The organism is Enterococcus sp. C102(2024) (assembly GCF_040888205.1).
Classification (GTDB): domain Bacteria; phylum Bacillota; class Bacilli; order Lactobacillales; family Enterococcaceae; genus Enterococcus; species Enterococcus faecalis.
This window is the reverse complement of sequence record NZ_JBFOHH010000001.1, coordinates 914,195-930,062: the sequence shown is the minus strand read 5'-3', so window position 1 is coordinate 930,062 and position 15,868 is coordinate 914,195. Positions and strand designations below refer to the sequence as shown.

Below are 15,868 nucleotides of genomic sequence, written 5' to 3'. Positions count from 1 at the left end.
AGGTTAAGCTGAAAAGTGCTAATTTATTTAACAAAAAAAGATTGTGAGTTGTTTGATATGGATCAGTTTAGTACATTAACTGAACAAGAATTTACTACCTTTGCAATGACACATCCTGCAGGTAACTTTTTAGAAACACCCGAAATGAAACATTTATTGGAACGACGTGGCTGGCATTGTGAATACGTTGGCGTCAAACGAGAAGGCCAACTAATTGCTGCGTGTATCCTAAGCAAGAAAAAAGTCAAAATTGGTTATGCTTTCGACATTGACGGCGGAATTTTGATGGATTATACAGATAAAAAATGTGTAGAAGCCTTTTTCACAGGCTTAAAAAAATATGTGAAAAAAAATGATGGCCTTTATTTAACCTTTACTCCCAATAAACAAATTTGTTTACGTGATTTTAATGGCGGTGAAGTTGAAAAGGTCAATCAAGAAACATTTGACTATTTCACATCAATTGGTTTTGAACACCAAGGGTTTGATGTGCACAATTTTGATGGCGCGCCACGTTGGCTGTTTGTCAAAGATATGGCTGGATTAACAGAAGAAGATCTTTGGAAATCTTATGGAAAAGATGCTAAATATGACATCAAGAAAACATGGGAATATGGAGTAACAATCCGAGAACTTCGTTACGAAGAGCTACCTCTCTTTAAGAAATTAACGGAAGAAACAAGTGCACGGCGTAATTTTGAAGATAAGGATTTAGCTTATTACCAAGCTGTTTATGAAGAGTTTGGCGAACGAGCGAAATTTATGGTGGCGGAACTAAACTTTGCTACTTATTTAGAAAATCTTCATGAGAAATTACGCAAATTACAAGAGACGCTCAACGAAGTCAATGAAGCGTTAATTGCCAATCCTAAAAGCCGTAAAAAAAATAACCAGAAACGTGAATTTGAAGATGAAGTTCGTACCGTGCGCAAACGGATTGACGAGGCTAAAGAAATGAAAACATCAGATGAACCTGAAATTTTAGCAGGTGCCTTATTCATTGTTCATCCACAAGAAGTTGTTTACTTGTTTAGTGGTACGTATGAAAAATATAAACAATACTATGCACCGTATTTAATTCAACATAAAATGTTAACTTACACAGTAGAAAATAACATTCCCAAATATAATTTTTATGGCGTTGACGGTATCTTTGATGGAAGTGATGGGGTTCTTAAATTCAAACAATCCTTTGGCGGTCATGTCGAAGAATTAATGGGCAATTTCCAATGGAAAGCCAAACCAATGAAATATGCCTTATATCACGCATTAAAAACAATTAAAGAAAAAGTCTAAAATTAAAACCCAATCCTTAAAAAGGAATGGCAAAGTGAGGCGTTTAAATGGAAAATCAAGTCGAGGTTATGACGTATGCACATTTAAAAGAAATTATGCAGGCGTTAGAAGCAAACGAAGCGATTACAGAAGATACAAAAGTCTTTATTGATACAGGATGGGATAGCGTGCAAGAAGTAGCCCCAGATGCGGTCAGTATTGAAAAAGTTGCTAAATTTACAGTAGCAGATGTTTTAACAAACGAAAGTTTTGCTGGGTATAGTTTAGAAGAAAAGGCGGAGAAGATGAACGCTGAGGGCGACCTAGAAACGGCAATTATTATTCGTAATCTTTACTAAAAAAGTCCGTTTGAATAGTTAAAATCGAGGTCGGGACAGAACCGTTTAGCTCCGAGCAACGCGTAGTGTTGGTTCTGTTCCCGCCGGTTATCAGGTTTTGAGCCTGGAGCAAAAATCCAAAGTGATTTTTGTCCCAGGCTCATCTGCTTTAAATAAGAAATAAAGGAGGTTAGATATGAGTACCATTCATGAATTTCCAAAAAACTATGAACGTTTTATTGCACAAGGAGAAGAAGCACTTGTAGAACATAATCAGATCGCCGCTTTAGAAAATTTTCAACAAGCCTATCAGCTACAACAAACGCCGCCAGTAAACCAAAAAATTGTCCAATTATTGTTGGAAATGGGTGAAGCTGATGAAGCACTAGCATTGGCAGAAGCGTTCCAAGAGTCTTATTTTGAGAACCTTGAAACAGCGGCAATTTATATGCAAATTTATAGTCAAAGTCGTCGCTTTATTGAAGGGTATATTTTATTGAAGCAATTACTTCAAACTAAAAAAATAACGCTAGCACAACAAAAAACGTTAGAACAGCAATTAATGCAAGTGGAAGAGGCGTATCAACAATTAGAAACGCAGCAAATTCAAGCAATTAAAAGGAACTTGTTAGTAAGCGATCAATTGCCCGTTTATCAACAATTAGCGAACATTAAAACCAGTTTATATTTGCCTAAACCAGTATTTGTGGAAGTCGCAAAAGATTTAGTTATGAACCAAGCACTTAGTTATTTTGCTCGGGAATGGTTCATTGAAGAATTAGCACTTTTGCAATTTTCAGAACCACTGACTTTTCTTTGGTATGACAATCAGCCTCAGACAGTCTTACTAGAAGGAAAAACTGGACCGTTAAATACGCCGATCTATTCCGAAATTTGTACTGAACTTAGGAATCGTTTAGAAAATGATGATCCAATTATGCTGCAGCATTTGGAAGAAGAAATTCGATTGCATCTTGCCTATTTGTATCCATTAGCAGAGACGGTTATTTCAGATCCAACTATCTGGGTCTTGGGTTATTTGGCAACCTATTATCCTGAATATATTGAAAAAGAATTGACTGAAGCAAAAGGTCATCAAATCGATGCTGTTCAAAATGTTCAACAGGCGATACGAACGGCTTTTACACAAATAATGCTTTAAAAAATGGCACGTCCTAAAAACGAGGACGTGCCATTTTTTCGGTTTCAGAAATTTGCTGAATCTGCTCTAATTGCTTTTCTTGACTGATTATTGCGGATAATAGAAAAAAGCAAGACAGAAATAAGTAAAAAGAATTCCTTGAATCAAGCAAATCACAACGAACAATGGCGTTGCTCCTGGAAAAGAATCAGAAATCCGTGTAATTAAAAATTCAACTAACCATAAAATCATTGAAAATAAAAATAATTTTTTCTGACGAGTTCTCATAGTCCGCAACAACCTTTCTGGTGATTTTCACTTCTCTATCATAACATAGAAAACGAGCTGTTTTTTCTCAAAAATTTTGTTACTTCATAAGAAAAATGGGAAATAAGCAAGTTTCAGGAAGTACTAGCTTTACCGAAAAGAATACTTAATCCATCTTAATCAAACCATACAGTCACGTTTATTGCAAAAGAAGTGTTTTTGGATGGAACAAATTATTTCATAAACACAAATATTTCTTTGTTGTTTGTATAAATGTCATAAAAGTGATTACTTACTACTTTTTGATTTTTAGACATATCCGTATCGGTCAGTGGTGCCATCTCTAATCCTAAATTCGATGAAGTATTGAACCAAACGTAATTAGGGAAGTATAGACCGTCATTTGGTGGCACAATTTTTGAAAGAATTGGGTAGTTTCGACTTGTATTAGCATAAACAGTTGAATTTTTGAAAAACGTATTTAAATAAACTTTTTTTCGTTCGTTTGTTACAACATTTTTTAAATCATCTGTTAAAACAGCTGCTTGGCGATTGAATGCTTCTTTTTGATAGTTTAATGTGGAAGAATACACCAAAACAAACGATAAAATATAATAAGATAACAAGCTGGCCACAAGTAACGAAGTTAGATAAATTGCTTTCACTTGTCGATTGTTAAATAAACTTAACATGCTGATTGTAACGAAAACAGCAAATCCGTAAATATAGCGAGGCGCATCACCTGCGATATTTCTTGAATAGACAATAAAAATACCAAAACTTAAGAGAGAAGCAAGTCCTAAATATAAGATACAATAAAGGAAACTTAAGCCCAAGTTGATTTTGCTATTTGATAGATGACTAATAAAAAATAAAACAAGCAGTAGGAGCAGTAATAAGAGCCATAAACGATTACTCTGGTTCAATATCTCTGAAAAATAATGGTAACTATTTTGATAAGCCACACTGGGAATATCGTGCAAACTTGGTAAGGCCTGACTGCCCCCAATGTTGTTTGTTGCGGAAGGTACAAATTTTAACTCGATAAGGTAGCTGACTATAGAAAGTAGATAAGCGATAGCAGCAAGTGCGACTTTTTTACAAAGAGCAATGAAATTTTCTCCAGCAAGTAACTGCTTGAAAGTAAGGAATAAGACGATAACTATATAAATTCCTGACGAGGCTTGGTAAGTATTAAACATAACAAACAGTGAAAAGACAGAAACCAAGAAAAACGTAAAAGAATTACGCAGCCACCAATAAAAAGGAAGAAACGAACAAAAAATACTCAATGCCATATAGGGACTATCAAACCTGAAACTAAGACATTGAAGGAACCAAGGATTGAGGCCAATTAAAGTAGCTACCAAAGAGGAACCCCAGCTAATTTTTCGATCATTGATGATATAAATAGCTAGTATGCTTGTGAGAGATAAGATAAGACCTGTCAGAATCGGTGTGGTCAAGCCCAGATCTGTCAAATGAAGACTTCCTTGAACAAACCATGAGAGAAATTCACTGCCCCAACGTGCGTAAGTCGTACCAAAATCTGTCATTCCAGCGACTTGGCGAGCATTATCATCTAAATAAGGGAAATTGATAATGCCGATGGATAAAACTGCCACTTGATAAATTAAAATGATCAATAGAAGATAGGTTTTATTTTCAATACACCAATTCTTTAAATCAAATTTTTTTGATTCTGTAGGTAATTGTTTCATGATTGTACTCCACTCCAATAATTATTTAACAATTAAAATATACCATAACGAGTGGAATGAAGAAATTGCTTTTGTTATTTTCTCATCTTGACAGAACACTAAGGGTAGGCAAAACAAAAAAATCCCAACTCTTTATTAAAGGGTTGGGATTTTACCAAAAAGCCACCTGCCGGGCTTGAACCGGCGACCCCCACCTTACCATGGTGGTGCTCTACCAACTGAGCTAAGGCGGCACTTTCAAAGGCTAAACTAACTCGAGGATTGCAACGAAGTGAAACCCATAGAGTTCACTTTCAAAGGCTACACTGCGACGAGTAATCGTCAAAGTTCCTTTTGAAAAATCGTACAAATCTCGTGCACAAGAAATAGAATAACGTATAGACGAAAGTTTGTCAATTGCTCTTTCGTAAAAAAAGAAAAATGATTTTTTTCTAAGAAAAACTGTTGACAATCTCTTTTTTCTCTAGTAAAGTGTAAATCAACATCACAGATAACTATTCATTCGTTGAAGAGAAGAGTAAATTTTGATGACCTTCAAAAGAGAGTCCTGATTGGTGAAAAGGGACAAGGTTCAGAAAAGTTGAAGATGGCCTCTGAGAATAAATTGCTGATAAGTAAGCAATTTCGGCTAAGCACCCGTTACTATGTGCACCAAGTTAATAAAGACTTGGATAAGAGATGAGATATAAAGAATCAGTTATATTTCGAAAAAAGGTGGTACCGCGAATTATTCGCCCTTTACTAGCAAAATGCTAGTGAAGGGCTTTTTGCTGTGAATCACTACGACTGGCGCGAAGCGACAGAGTAGATGCTGTCTGCGATTACTCGACGCAGTGTAGCCTTTGTAAGTGATGAACAGTACAAGGTGACCGAAGGGCAAGTTGTGTCATCTGCACGAAAGTGTTCCTACGATTCTCGCCAAAGCTGCGATTCTCGTCACAGTTAAATCCTGTTGAGCACTACGACTGGCGCGAAGCGACAGAGTAGATGCTGTCTGCGATTACTCGACGCAGTATGGCCTTTGTAAGTGATGAACAGTACAAGATGACCGAAGGGCAAGTTGTGTCATTTGCACGAAAGTGTTCCTACGATTCTCGTCACAGTTAAATCCTGTTGAGCACTACGACTGATGCAAAGAGAGAGAGCAGCTATTATCTGCGATTACTCGATGCTTGAAGGGGTAGGAACTCTAGTCTGTTTGATTTTGAAAATAAACAAAAATCAGTTTAAAATGAATAGAAATAAAAAAGCAGTGATATAGTAAGTACAAGACTTGATTTGTCTAACAGAGAGCCTAGGTAGCTGAGAATAGGTGACAAAGACGTTTTGGAAAATGGCTATTGAGCAAGCGCTCCGAGTGTTAAACACAAGGCGGCGACGGGGGCTCCCGTTATCGAGCTAGGGTATCGAACATATTGTTCCGTACTTGAAAAGGGAATTTGTGTGAGCAAATTCTGAACATGAGGTGGTAACACGCAAAAAAGCGTCCTCAACGATACAACTCGAGTTGTGTCGTTGAGGATGCTTTTTTCTTTTTTATGAAAAAATGCAGGTTGGTAAGAATGAAGGGGGATAAAGAATGATTGAACTAAAAAATATCAGTGTGACATTTCAACAAAAAAAACAAGAAATTCAGGCTGTCCAAGATGTTTCTTTGACAATTGATAAAGGGGATATCTACGGAATCGTTGGTTATTCCGGTGCTGGAAAAAGTACGTTAGTACGGGTAATTAATTTATTGCAACGACCAACAGCGGGCACCGTTATTATTAACAAAGAAAATATTTTAACTTTTTCTAAAAAGGAATTACGACAACAACGAAAAAAGATTGGAATGATTTTTCAACATTTTAATTTGATGAAAGAGCGGACCATATTTAGTAATATCGATTTTTCATTAAAATATTCTGGGCTAAGTAAAAGTGAACGGCGTCAAAAAATCAGCCATTTATTAGAGCTAGTTGGACTAAGTGAAAAACGGGACGCTTACCCCAGTCAACTATCAGGAGGGCAAAAACAGCGGGTTGCGATTGCCCGCGCTTTAGCAAATGATCCTGAAATTTTACTTTGTGATGAAGCGACGAGTGCGTTAGATCCAAAAACAACGGGACAGATTTTAGCCTTGTTAAAAAAGTTAAATCAAGAACTGAACTTGACGATTGTCTTAATCACCCATGAAATGCAAGTGGTTAAAGAAATTTGTAATAAAGTCGCGGTGATGGAAAATGGCTGCGTTGTCGAATCAAACGATATTGTTTCGATTTTTAGTCAACCCCAACAACCTTTAACCAAAGATTTTATCCGGACAGCAACTCATATTGACCAAGCATTAACCACGATTCTTGAACATCCTAAATTAGCTGATTTAGATAAAAATCAAGAATTAATTGAATTTTCTTATGTGGGAGATCAAACGAACGAGCCATTAATTGCACAATTGTATAGCCAATATCAGGTGTATACGAATATCCTTTATGGCAATGTCGAAATTGTTCAAAACGTTCCTATTGGCCATTTAATTGTGGTGCTTTCTGGCGATGAGGCCCAGCGTCAACAAGCCCTTGCTTATTTAGCGAAACAAGGCGTGCGAACCAATGTTTTGAAAACCTATCAGCAAACGAAGCAAAAGCAGAATTTACAGGTGATTTAAAAAAGGAGTGAACTGAGAATGTATCAATTATTTGAGAAATATTTTCCGAATGTTGTCCAATTAAAACAAGAGTTTCTTCAAAGTACATGGGAAACAGTATACATGGTTTTTTGGACAGCCTTGATTGCTGGCGTGTTAGGAGTCTTGTTGGGTGTTGTGCTTGTCAGTACTGGGCCCAGTGGTGTTTTGAAAAATCCACCCCTGTATAGCGTCTTAGAAAAAATTATTAATGTTTGTCGCTCTATTCCGTTCATTATTATGCTCGCATTGATTCAACCATTAACACGAATTTTGGCAGGAACAACAATTGGTACAACCGCGGCGTTAGTTCCATTAGTTATTGGCGTAATCCCGTTCTTCGCGCGCCAAATTGAAAATGCGTTATTAGAAGTAGATCCTGGTGTTATTGAAGCGGCAGAAGCCATGGGGACGAGTCCCTTAGGGATTATTTTTCGGGTCTATTTAATTGAAGGGTTACCAAGTATTATTCGTGTTTCAGCAGTGACAATTATTAATTTGATTGGATTAACAGCCATGGCAGGAGCGATTGGAGCCGGTGGTCTGGGCAACTTAGCGATTACTCGAGGGTACAATCGGTTTCAAACCGATGTGACATTTATGGCCACATTAATTATTTTAATTATGGTATTTATCAGTCAAGCCATTAGTAATCAATTAATCAAAAAAACATCACATTAGAAAAAAGGAGAACTGACAAATGAAAAAATTTAGTAAATTAATTGGACTTATTGGAGTATTAGCTTTTACGATTGCAGGTTGTGCATCGGGGACTGCGAAGGATACTAAGACAGAAACTGTTAAACTAGGCGTTGTAGGAACAAAAAACGATGAATGGGAATCGGTCAAAGACCGTTTGAAAAAGAAAAATATTGATCTACAATTGGTAGAATTTACAGACTATACGCAACCAAATGCAGCATTAGCAGAAAAAGAAATTGATTTAAATGCCTTTCAGCATCAAATCTTTTTAGACAATTACAATAAAGAACATGGGACGAAATTAGTATCAATTGGCAATACAGTCAATGCACCATTGGGAATTTACGCCAATAAATTGAAAGATATCACGAAAATTAAAGACGGCGGAGAAATTGCTATTCCTAATGACCCAACGAATGGTGGGCGGGCGTTAATTTTATTACAAACTGCAGGACTGATAAAAGTTGATCCTGCTAAACAGCAACTACCGACTGTCAGTGATATTACTGAAAATAAACGCCAATTGAAAATAACTGAATTAGATGCTACGCAAACAGCGCGTGCTTTACAAGATGTCGATGCTTCAGTGATTAATAGCGGCATGGCTGTCGATGCTGGGTATACACCAGATAAAGATGCTATTTTCTTAGAACCTGTAAACGAAAAAGCGAAACCTTATGTGAACATTGTCGTGGCTCGAGAAGAAGATCAAGAGAATAAACTTTATCAAAAAGTTGTAGAAGAATATCAACAAGAAGAAACGAAAAAGGTCATTGCAGAAACATCAAAAGGCGCCAATGTTCCAGCCTGGGAAACATTTGGTAAAAAATAAAGGAGGCATTTATAATGAGTACAACAACGATTCAAACAATCCAAGAAGCTATTGCTACAGAAAAGGAATGGATAATCCATTTAAGACGTCATTTTCATCAATACCCTGAAGCAAGTTTAAAAGAATATGAAACGATTAAGCGCATTAAAGAAGAACTACTAGCCTTAGCTATTCCTTTTGTAGAAGTAGGGGAAACGGGTGTTTTAGCAACCATTGAAGGAGGTCTTGGCGCTGGCAAAACGATTTTATTACGTGCAGATATTGATGCGTTGGAATTGCCAGATGCAACAGGCGCTGCCTATGCTTCTAAAAATCCAGGACTCAATCATGCTTGTGGACACGATGGTCATGCTGCAGCATTGCTAGGTGCAGCTAAAGTGCTCAAAAAACATCAGGATACCTTTTCAGGAACGGTTAAACTGGCCTTTCAGCCCGCTGAAGAAATTGGTGCAGGCGCTCGACAATTTGTGGAAGGAAATTATTTAGAAGCAATCGACCAAGTGTTTGGGATTCATTTAGATTCTAGTGTGCCGGTCGGGAAATTAGTCGCTACCAAAGGCGCCACCAACGCCTCTTGTGATATTTTTAAAATTGAAGTCAGTGGTCAAAGTAGTCACGTCGCCCAACCACAGAATGGCCGAGATGCTGTTTTAGCAGCGGCCAGTATCGTTGTGGAATTACAAAAAATTGTAGCTCGCGAGATTGATCCTTTAGATTCTGTCGTAGTAGGAATTGGCGTTTTACAAGCAGGAACACGCTATAATATTGTAGCAAACCAGGCAACCATTGAAGGTACTGTTCGAACATTTAGTCAGGAAACGCGCCAATTTGTTTTACAACGAGTCGAAGAAATTGCCCATGAAATTGCCCAGTCTCATCGCACAGAAATTGCTGATTTTTCTGTTTATGCGGCAGCGAATCCATTAATTAATGAAGAACAAGCAACCAACCGTGCACAGCAGGTAGCCAGTGAAATTGTTGGTTTTGAAAATGTTGTGACCGATCATCCTAAAAGTTTAGGGGCGGATGATTTTGCTGATTACTTAGCGGTAATTCCTGGTATCTATGGACGGGTCGGTTCACGAAACCCTGAAAATCCTGCTACTCATTTTGGACACCATCATGAACAATTTGATATTGATGAACGTGCCTTACTTTTAGCAGCAGAGTACCACGTACGCTATGCATTAAATTATTTATCAGAATAATAGGGATAGGGAGCCGACAAAATGATTGTTTGTGGGCTCCTTTCGTTATAAACCAACGTGGCTTGCTTTCTTGTCATTCTATGGTAGAATACAAGCATAAGAAAGGTGATTCACATGTTTTTTGTTTTAACTGATAAATTAACAAGAAAAGTAGCTCCCGATAGTTTAAGAACAGATGAAGCACTGTTGTGGAGCCGAGCAATTATTTTCTTCATCGCTTGATAGCACATTTTTTGACTAGAAAAGCTAGTCTTATTTGAGTGTACGTACAAGCGGTTGTCGGGATTTCTGTCAGGATGGACGACGTGCAGACGTGGTTCTTTTTTTGTTGTCCCAAAATAATCAGTTAACAAGAAAGAAGTGACGAAAATGAGTATTTTAACTATTGAACATTTAACGCATCGATTTGGCGAAAAGGTCTTGTATGAAGAGGCTTCATTGCAAGTTAATAAAGGGGATCATTTAGGCTTAACTGGCCAAAATGGTGTCGGCAAATCCACCTTAATTAAAATTTTAACGGGGGAAGTATTGCCAGACGAAGGAACGATTCAGTGGCAAAAAAATTGCAAGATTGGGTACTTGGATCAGCACGTTTCTGTAGAACAATCACTAACGATGGTTGATTTTTTGAAACAAGCCTTTCAAGAACTTTTTGATAAAGAAGCGAAACTGACAAAACTTTATGAAGAATACAGTCAAACGGCTTCGGAAAAACTTTTAGAACAAGCAGGCAAATTACAAACAGATTTAGATGAAAGTAATTTTTATCAAATCGACACGATTATTCAGGATTTAGCCAATGGGTTAGGACTACAAGCAATTGGTTTGGATAAAAAGTTAGGGGAGCTAAGCGGTGGTCAACGTTCAAAAGTGATTTTAGCAAAATTATTGTTAGAGGCCCCTGATGTGTTACTTTTAGATGAACCCACCAACTATTTAGATGATACACATATTCAATGGCTTGTTCGCTATCTGAATAATTTTGAAGGAAGCTTTCTATTAGTCTCCCATGATTATCAATTTTTAAATGAAGTGACGAATTGCATCGCAGACATTGAGTTTGGCAAGTTAACCAAATATACTGGAAATGTAGAAAAATCTTTTGCGCAAAAAGAGCAGAATAAACAAACCTATTTGAAACAGTATCAGGCCCAACAAGAAAAAATTGAAAAAATGGAAGCATACATCCGTAAATACAAAGCTGGAAATCGAGCAACGATGGCTAAAAGTCGACAAAAACAATTGGACCGCTTGGAACGATTGACTCCGCCTGGTTCCTTGACTAAGCCGGCGATTGAATTTCCTTATCAAGGGTTAGTTGCAACGCAAGCACTAACGACCCAAAAGTTAGTTGTTGGCTATCGGGAACCTTTGTTAGAACCGTTAGATTTAATGGTTCATGTCGGTGAAAAAGTCGCATTGAAAGGCTTTAATGGGATTGGCAAATCAACATTAATTAAAACGTTAACGAAAGTGATTCCTTCATTAGATGGAGAATTTCATTATCCGCTGAATACAAAAATTGCTTATTTTACCCAAGACTTAGCGTGGCCTAATGAGCAGTTAACGCCACTAGACTATTTATCAGATCGTTTTCCAGATACAACGATTAAAGAGCGAAGAAGTCATTTGGCTAGGGCAGGTTTACCAGATAAGTTAGCAATGCAGTCGCTAGCCCTGTTAAGTGGTGGTGAGCAAACAAAAGTAAAACTAGCGGAACTAATGATGCAAACAAGTAATTTGTTATTTTTAGATGAGCCAACCAATCATATTGATGAAGCGGCCAAAAAAAGTTTACAAGAAGCAATTCACGTTTACCCAGGAACGGTTTTTCTGGTTTCCCATGAAGCAGATTTTTATGAGGAAATTGTGGATCGAGTAATTGATATTGAGGAATTAGTTAAATAAAGAAGAAAGAACCAAGTTGAGGGGGAGTCAACTTGGTTCTTTCTTCTTTATTATTTATTTACTCATTAAGCCATCATGGATTTTTGTTAAATTCCAGTTCATCATGCTGTAGTACGTATCGCCTTCTGTTCCTTCTTTGGCAAGAGAGTCTGTGAAAAGTGTATCGTAAATTGGTCGTTTCACTTCTTTTGAGACACGTTCCATACTACGTTTATCGACACTGGTTTCAACAAATAACACAGGTGCTTTTGATTTCTTAATGGTATCAATAATCGTGGTCATTTGTTCAGGTGTTCCTTGACTTTCTGTGTTAATTTCCCAAATATAAGCGGCATTTAAATCATAAGCTTTGGAGAAATATTTAAAGGCACCTTCACTTGTAACTAATAATTTTTTATCATCAGGAATATCAGCAAATTTAGCTTTGGCTTCCTCATGTAGTTTGCTAAGTTTTTCGGTATAATTTTTCGCGTTTTCTGTATAGAAATCTTTATTTTTTGGATCTTTTTCTACTAACACGTCACGAATGTTTTCTACATATTTAATGCCATTTTCAATGTCTAACCAAGCATGCGGATCTTCTGTTTGTTCTTGACCGGCACTTGTTAAATATTGTGGCGTAACATTTTTGCTTGTAGAAAAGTAATCTTTATTCTCAACTTTTTTGGCCGTTTTCATTAATTTGTTAAACCAGCCATTTCCGCCTGTTTCTAAGTTCAAGCCGTTAAAGAATAAAATGTCCGCTTCAGAAGCTTTCGCAATGTCTTCTGGTAACGGTTCATATTCGTGAGGGTCTGTCCCAATTGGCACAATACTATGCAGCTCAATTTTGTCTTGCCCAACATTTTTCACTAAATCAGATAGGATCGAGTTCGTTGTCACAATTGCTAATTTTTCTTTCTTTTCAGCGGCTTGATTCCCGCAAGCAGCTAACGTTAACCCTGCTAGAAGTGTTAAAAAAAATAAACTAAATTTTTTCATTCGTTGATTCCTCCATTTCTTTCTGACGGTTTACAAATACTAGGCCTTTCTTTGGTGAGAAAAAGAAAGCCAATAAAAAGAATAAGGCGGCGGTTAAAACAATCGTCGCACCAGAAGCTAAGTTATAAGAATAACTAAAGAATAGGCCAATCACTGAACTTAAAATCCCAAAAGTAGAGGCTAAGCCAATCATTGTCGGTAAGTGATTTGTTAATAGATAAGCTGTTGCCGCTGGTGTAATCAGCATGGCAATGACTAAAATAGTTCCGACGGTTTGCAAAGAAGAAACAGCGACTAATGTTAGTAAAAACATCAATGCATAGTGGAAAAATTGAATATTTAAACCATAGGCCTGAGCCATTGTGGGATCAAAAGAAGTGAGTTGCAACTCTTTATAAAACAATGCCACAAAAATCAAAACAATCACGCCGACGACACAAGTAATTAAAATATCGGTATCTGCGACCGCTAATACATTTCCAAACAGAATATGATATAAATCGGTGGAACTTTTTGCAAAAGAGATAAAAATAATCCCTAAAGCAAAAAAAGAACTAAAGACAACACCAATGGCAGTATCATTTTTTAGTGGACTTTTTTGGGTAATAAAGCCGATCGATAATGCAGCTAATAAGCCAAAAATAGAAGCGCCAAAAATATAATTGAAACCAAACATATAAGAAACAGCGACTCCTGGTAAAACGGCATGGGAAATCGCATCACCCATCAAAGACATCCCACGTAAAATAATGAATGAACCAATTACCCCTGAAATGAGTCCGACAATTACAGACGTCAAAAGGGCATTTTGTAAAAATTGATAACGGAATAAACCATCAATAAATGCAGCAATCATTTTGCAACCCCCTGTATTAATAAATCACCTAACAAATCACCGTATGCTTCTTGGAGCGTTTCTGCAGTAAATGTTTGTTCAACAGGACCTGCAGCAATTAGCCGGTTTTTCAAAACGATTAATTCATCAAAATAGTGGGACACTTTGTGCAAATCATGGTGAACAATGATAATCATTTTACCTTGATTTTTTAATGATTTGAGAATATCCATAATCACTTTTTCACTAGACATATCAATGCCGACGAAAGGTTCATCTAAAAAAATCACCTCAGCACCTTGGGCCAAAACACGGGCGATAAACACACGTTGTAATTGGCCACCAGAAAGTTCACCAATCTGGCGTTGCGCACAGTCTTCTAATTGCACCATTTTTAATGCAGCCATGGCTGCTTGCTTTTCTTTCTTTCCTGGGCGTTTTAATAGTCCCAAGTTTGGATAGGTTCCTAGCAAGACCGTTTCAAAAACGCTAATGGGGAAACTAAGATCCAAGGCGCTACGTTGTTCTACATAGGCAATGGTTGTTTTTTGTTGGTCAATCGCTTGATTATTTAACAAAACATCACGTTCCTTTGTTTTAATCAAGCCTAATAACCCTTTAATAAATGTTGACTTTCCAGCACCATTTGGTCCGATAATTCCAGTAATTTTACCGGAGGGAATAGTAACGTGGATATTATTTAAAGCGGTCCGTCCTTGATATTGAACGGTTAACGCTTGAACAGCTAAGTTAAAGCTTTTTCTCATGAAATTCCTCCTTTTTAGGTTTGCCTTAAAATCAGTATAAGGGATAGTTTAAGAAAATGCAAATAATTTTTAGGCGCGCCTAAATACAAGCGCTTTTTTCACAAAGAAAACCGTTTCTTTCAATAAATTAAGGAGGATCCCATGATTTTTATGACAAAAAATGGTAGAATATGAATGAAAACGACTATTATTTTATATTGACGGAGGATATCATGACCGAAAACTATCAAGATGACACCTTACGCATCTTCAGTTTAAATGCAAATCGACCACTTGCTGAAAAAATCGCAGCATCAGTAGGAACAGAATTAGGAAAAAGCACCGTGCGCCAATTTAGTGATGGCGAAATTCAAATTAATATTGAAGAAAGTATTCGTGGCGATCATGTCTACATCATCCAAGCAACGAATGCCCCTGTAAATGATCATTTGATGGAACTGCTTATTTTAATTGATGCATTAAAACGTGCTAGCGCAAAAACAATTAATGTTATTTTGCCTTACTATGGTTATGCTCGCCAAGACCGCACAGCGAAACCAAGAGAGCCCATTACTGCGAAATTAGTTGCTAATATGTTAGTAGAGGCAGGCGCAACACGTTTGTTAACATTAGACTTGCATACTGTTCAAGTCCAAGGATTTTTTGATATCCCAGTAGATAATTTATTTACAATGCCTTTGTTTGCTCATTATTATCGTCAACAAGCATTAGTAGGGGAAGAAATTGTGATTGTTTCGCCTAAAAACAGTGGCGTTCAACGCGCGCGTAGTTTATCGGAGTACTTAGATGCGACCTTAGCAATTGTCGACCATGAAGAGATTGATGGGGTGCGTCAAGAAGGTTACGTTATTGGGAATGTCGCTGGGAAAAAATGTATTCTTGTTGATGACATTTTGAATACTGGCCAAACGTTAGCCACAGCGGCGGAAGTTTTAATGAAAAATGGTGCGCAAGAAGTGTATGCTTGCGCCTCGCATGGTTTGTTATCAAAAGGCGCAAAAGCAACCTTAGAAAATGCGCCAATTAAGGAAATTAGTATTACTGACTCTGTTTATACGACAGCAGACCGCCAACCAGCAACCTTGAATATTATTTCTTGCGCTGAGTTAATGGGGGAAGCGTTACTTCGTATTCATGAAAATAAACCAATGAGTCCATTATTCCGTTTAGAACCAAAAGGAGAATAAGTGATTCCTTAAACTAGAAATAGGTCTAACAACTTTAA

Annotated in this window: 14 protein-coding genes, 1 tRNA gene and 2 other annotated features; of the genes, 9 read left to right on the top strand and 6 right to left on the bottom strand. The window is 37.2% G+C overall.

Annotated elements, in window-relative coordinates; genetic code table 11:
* Nucleotides 1-57 precede the first annotated feature (57 nt).
* The 3 genes from AB3I34_RS04515 to AB3I34_RS04505 all read left to right on the top strand — a co-directional run bounded on the left by AB3I34_RS04515 (nucleotide 58) and on the right by AB3I34_RS04505 (nucleotide 2,775).
* Complete coding sequence (locus tag AB3I34_RS04515; RefSeq protein WP_002379594.1) at nucleotides 58-1,296, top strand: aminoacyltransferase; 1,239 nt, start codon at nucleotides 58-60, stop codon at nucleotides 1,294-1,296.
* A gap of 47 nt (nucleotides 1,297-1,343) precedes the next feature.
* Nucleotides 1,344-1,634, top strand: coding sequence for a hypothetical protein (locus AB3I34_RS04510; protein WP_002379593.1), 291 nt, complete (start codon nucleotides 1,344-1,346; stop codon nucleotides 1,632-1,634).
* Nucleotides 1,635-1,809: 175 nt separating this feature from the next.
* Nucleotides 1,810-2,775 carry a hypothetical protein gene (locus AB3I34_RS04505; RefSeq protein ID WP_002401299.1) on the top strand — a complete coding sequence of 322 codons (966 nt, stop codon included), beginning with the start codon at nucleotides 1,810-1,812 and terminating at the stop codon, nucleotides 2,773-2,775.
* A gap of 87 nt (nucleotides 2,776-2,862) precedes the next feature.
* Here AB3I34_RS04505 and AB3I34_RS04500 read toward each other — a convergent pair whose 3' ends face one another.
* The 3 genes from AB3I34_RS04500 to AB3I34_RS04490 form a co-directional block, all read right to left on the bottom strand.
* The gene (locus tag AB3I34_RS04500) at nucleotides 2,863-3,042 is read right to left on the bottom strand and encodes a hypothetical protein (RefSeq protein ID WP_002383739.1); all 180 of its coding nucleotides are present in this window, start codon (nucleotides 3,040-3,042) and stop codon (nucleotides 2,863-2,865) included.
* A gap of 212 nt (nucleotides 3,043-3,254) precedes the next feature.
* A complete protein-coding gene (locus tag AB3I34_RS04495; protein ID WP_262231346.1) occupies nucleotides 3,255-4,742 on the bottom strand; it encodes a glucosyltransferase domain-containing protein in 1,488 nt (495 codons plus the stop codon).
* A 160-nt stretch (nucleotides 4,743-4,902) separates the two neighbouring features.
* A tRNA-Thr gene (locus AB3I34_RS04490) sits at nucleotides 4,903-4,975 on the bottom strand.
* A gap of 263 nt (nucleotides 4,976-5,238) precedes the next feature.
* Nucleotides 5,239-5,484, top strand: a binding site (T-box leader).
* A 501-nt stretch (nucleotides 5,485-5,985) separates the two neighbouring features.
* Nucleotides 5,986-6,236, top strand: a binding site (T-box leader).
* Between the two features lie 85 nt (nucleotides 6,237-6,321).
* Here AB3I34_RS04490 and AB3I34_RS04485 point away from each other — a divergent pair.
* The 5 genes from AB3I34_RS04485 (at nucleotide 6,322) to AB3I34_RS04465 (ending at nucleotide 12,060) form a co-directional block, all read left to right on the top strand.
* Nucleotides 6,322-7,392 (top strand): methionine ABC transporter ATP-binding protein, encoded by a 1,071-nt coding sequence (locus AB3I34_RS04485; RefSeq protein ID WP_002369140.1) that lies wholly within the window; start codon nucleotides 6,322-6,324, stop codon nucleotides 7,390-7,392.
* 18 nt (nucleotides 7,393-7,410) lie between these two features.
* Nucleotides 7,411-8,091: a methionine ABC transporter permease gene (locus tag AB3I34_RS04480; protein ID WP_002366918.1), complete on the top strand. Its 681-nt coding sequence runs from the start codon at nucleotides 7,411-7,413 to the stop codon at nucleotides 8,089-8,091.
* A 19-nt stretch (nucleotides 8,092-8,110) separates the two neighbouring features.
* On the top strand, nucleotides 8,111-8,944 hold the full coding sequence (locus AB3I34_RS04475; protein WP_002377024.1) for a MetQ/NlpA family ABC transporter substrate-binding protein: 834 nt from the start codon (nucleotides 8,111-8,113) through the stop codon (nucleotides 8,942-8,944).
* A gap of 14 nt (nucleotides 8,945-8,958) precedes the next feature.
* Nucleotides 8,959-10,152 (top strand): amidohydrolase, encoded by a 1,194-nt coding sequence (locus tag AB3I34_RS04470; protein WP_002364258.1) that lies wholly within the window; start codon nucleotides 8,959-8,961, stop codon nucleotides 10,150-10,152.
* Between the two features lie 369 nt (nucleotides 10,153-10,521).
* Nucleotides 10,522-12,060 (top strand): ABC-F family ATP-binding cassette domain-containing protein, encoded by a 1,539-nt coding sequence (locus AB3I34_RS04465; protein WP_002362078.1) that lies wholly within the window; start codon nucleotides 10,522-10,524, stop codon nucleotides 12,058-12,060.
* Nucleotides 12,061-12,114: 54 nt separating this feature from the next.
* Here the strand turns inward: AB3I34_RS04465 and AB3I34_RS04460 are convergent, their stop codons facing one another.
* Genes AB3I34_RS04460 through AB3I34_RS04450 form a run of 3 tightly spaced genes read right to left on the bottom strand, consistent with a single transcriptional unit; the run spans nucleotide 12,115 to nucleotide 14,643 of the window.
* On the bottom strand, nucleotides 12,115-13,041 hold the full coding sequence (locus AB3I34_RS04460) for a metal ABC transporter substrate-binding protein (protein WP_002356954.1): 927 nt from the start codon (nucleotides 13,039-13,041) through the stop codon (nucleotides 12,115-12,117).
* Complete coding sequence (locus AB3I34_RS04455) at nucleotides 13,028-13,897, bottom strand: metal ABC transporter permease (RefSeq protein ID WP_002377030.1); 870 nt, start codon at nucleotides 13,895-13,897, stop codon at nucleotides 13,028-13,030. Before AB3I34_RS04455 ends, AB3I34_RS04460 begins: the two co-directional genes overlap by 14 nt.
* On the bottom strand, nucleotides 13,894-14,643 hold the full coding sequence (locus AB3I34_RS04450) for a metal ABC transporter ATP-binding protein (RefSeq protein ID WP_002377032.1): 750 nt from the start codon (nucleotides 14,641-14,643) through the stop codon (nucleotides 13,894-13,896). The genes AB3I34_RS04455 and AB3I34_RS04450 overlap by 4 nt, the downstream gene beginning before the upstream one ends.
* A 212-nt stretch (nucleotides 14,644-14,855) precedes the next feature.
* Here AB3I34_RS04450 and AB3I34_RS04445 point away from each other — a divergent pair, with 212 nt between their 5' ends.
* Complete coding sequence (locus tag AB3I34_RS04445) at nucleotides 14,856-15,830, top strand: ribose-phosphate diphosphokinase (RefSeq protein ID WP_078127094.1); 975 nt, start codon at nucleotides 14,856-14,858, stop codon at nucleotides 15,828-15,830.
* The last annotated feature ends 38 nt before the right edge of the window (nucleotides 15,831-15,868 follow it).

Excerpts from the sequence above, each read along its gene's own strand:
- AB3I34_RS04470 (WP_002364258.1), top strand. The coding sequence starts at position 8,959 with ATGAGTACAACAACGATTCAAACAATCCAAGAAGCTATTGCTACAGAA.
- AB3I34_RS04480 (WP_002366918.1), top strand. The coding sequence starts at position 7,411 with ATGTATCAATTATTTGAGAAATATTTTCCGAATGTTGTCCAATTAAAA.
- AB3I34_RS04500 (WP_002383739.1), bottom strand. The coding sequence starts at position 3,042 with ATGAGAACTCGTCAGAAAAAATTATTTTTATTTTCAATGATTTTATGG.
- AB3I34_RS04505 (WP_002401299.1), top strand. The coding sequence starts at position 1,810 with ATGAGTACCATTCATGAATTTCCAAAAAACTATGAACGTTTTATTGCA.
- AB3I34_RS04515 (WP_002379594.1), top strand. The coding sequence starts at position 58 with ATGGATCAGTTTAGTACATTAACTGAACAAGAATTTACTACCTTTGCA.
- AB3I34_RS04510 (WP_002379593.1), top strand. The coding sequence starts at position 1,344 with ATGGAAAATCAAGTCGAGGTTATGACGTATGCACATTTAAAAGAAATT.
- AB3I34_RS04450 (WP_002377032.1), bottom strand. The coding sequence starts at position 14,643 with ATGAGAAAAAGCTTTAACTTAGCTGTTCAAGCGTTAACCGTTCAATAT.
- AB3I34_RS04455 (WP_002377030.1), bottom strand. The coding sequence starts at position 13,897 with ATGATTGCTGCATTTATTGATGGTTTATTCCGTTATCAATTTTTACAA.
- AB3I34_RS04495 (WP_262231346.1), bottom strand. The coding sequence starts at position 4,742 with ATGAAACAATTACCTACAGAATCAAAAAAATTTGATTTAAAGAATTGG.
- AB3I34_RS04475 (WP_002377024.1), top strand. The coding sequence starts at position 8,111 with ATGAAAAAATTTAGTAAATTAATTGGACTTATTGGAGTATTAGCTTTT.
- AB3I34_RS04485 (WP_002369140.1), top strand. The coding sequence starts at position 6,322 with ATGATTGAACTAAAAAATATCAGTGTGACATTTCAACAAAAAAAACAA.
- AB3I34_RS04465 (WP_002362078.1), top strand. The coding sequence starts at position 10,522 with ATGAGTATTTTAACTATTGAACATTTAACGCATCGATTTGGCGAAAAG.
- AB3I34_RS04445 (WP_078127094.1), top strand. The coding sequence starts at position 14,856 with ATGACCGAAAACTATCAAGATGACACCTTACGCATCTTCAGTTTAAAT.
- AB3I34_RS04460 (WP_002356954.1), bottom strand. The coding sequence starts at position 13,041 with ATGAAAAAATTTAGTTTATTTTTTTTAACACTTCTAGCAGGGTTAACG.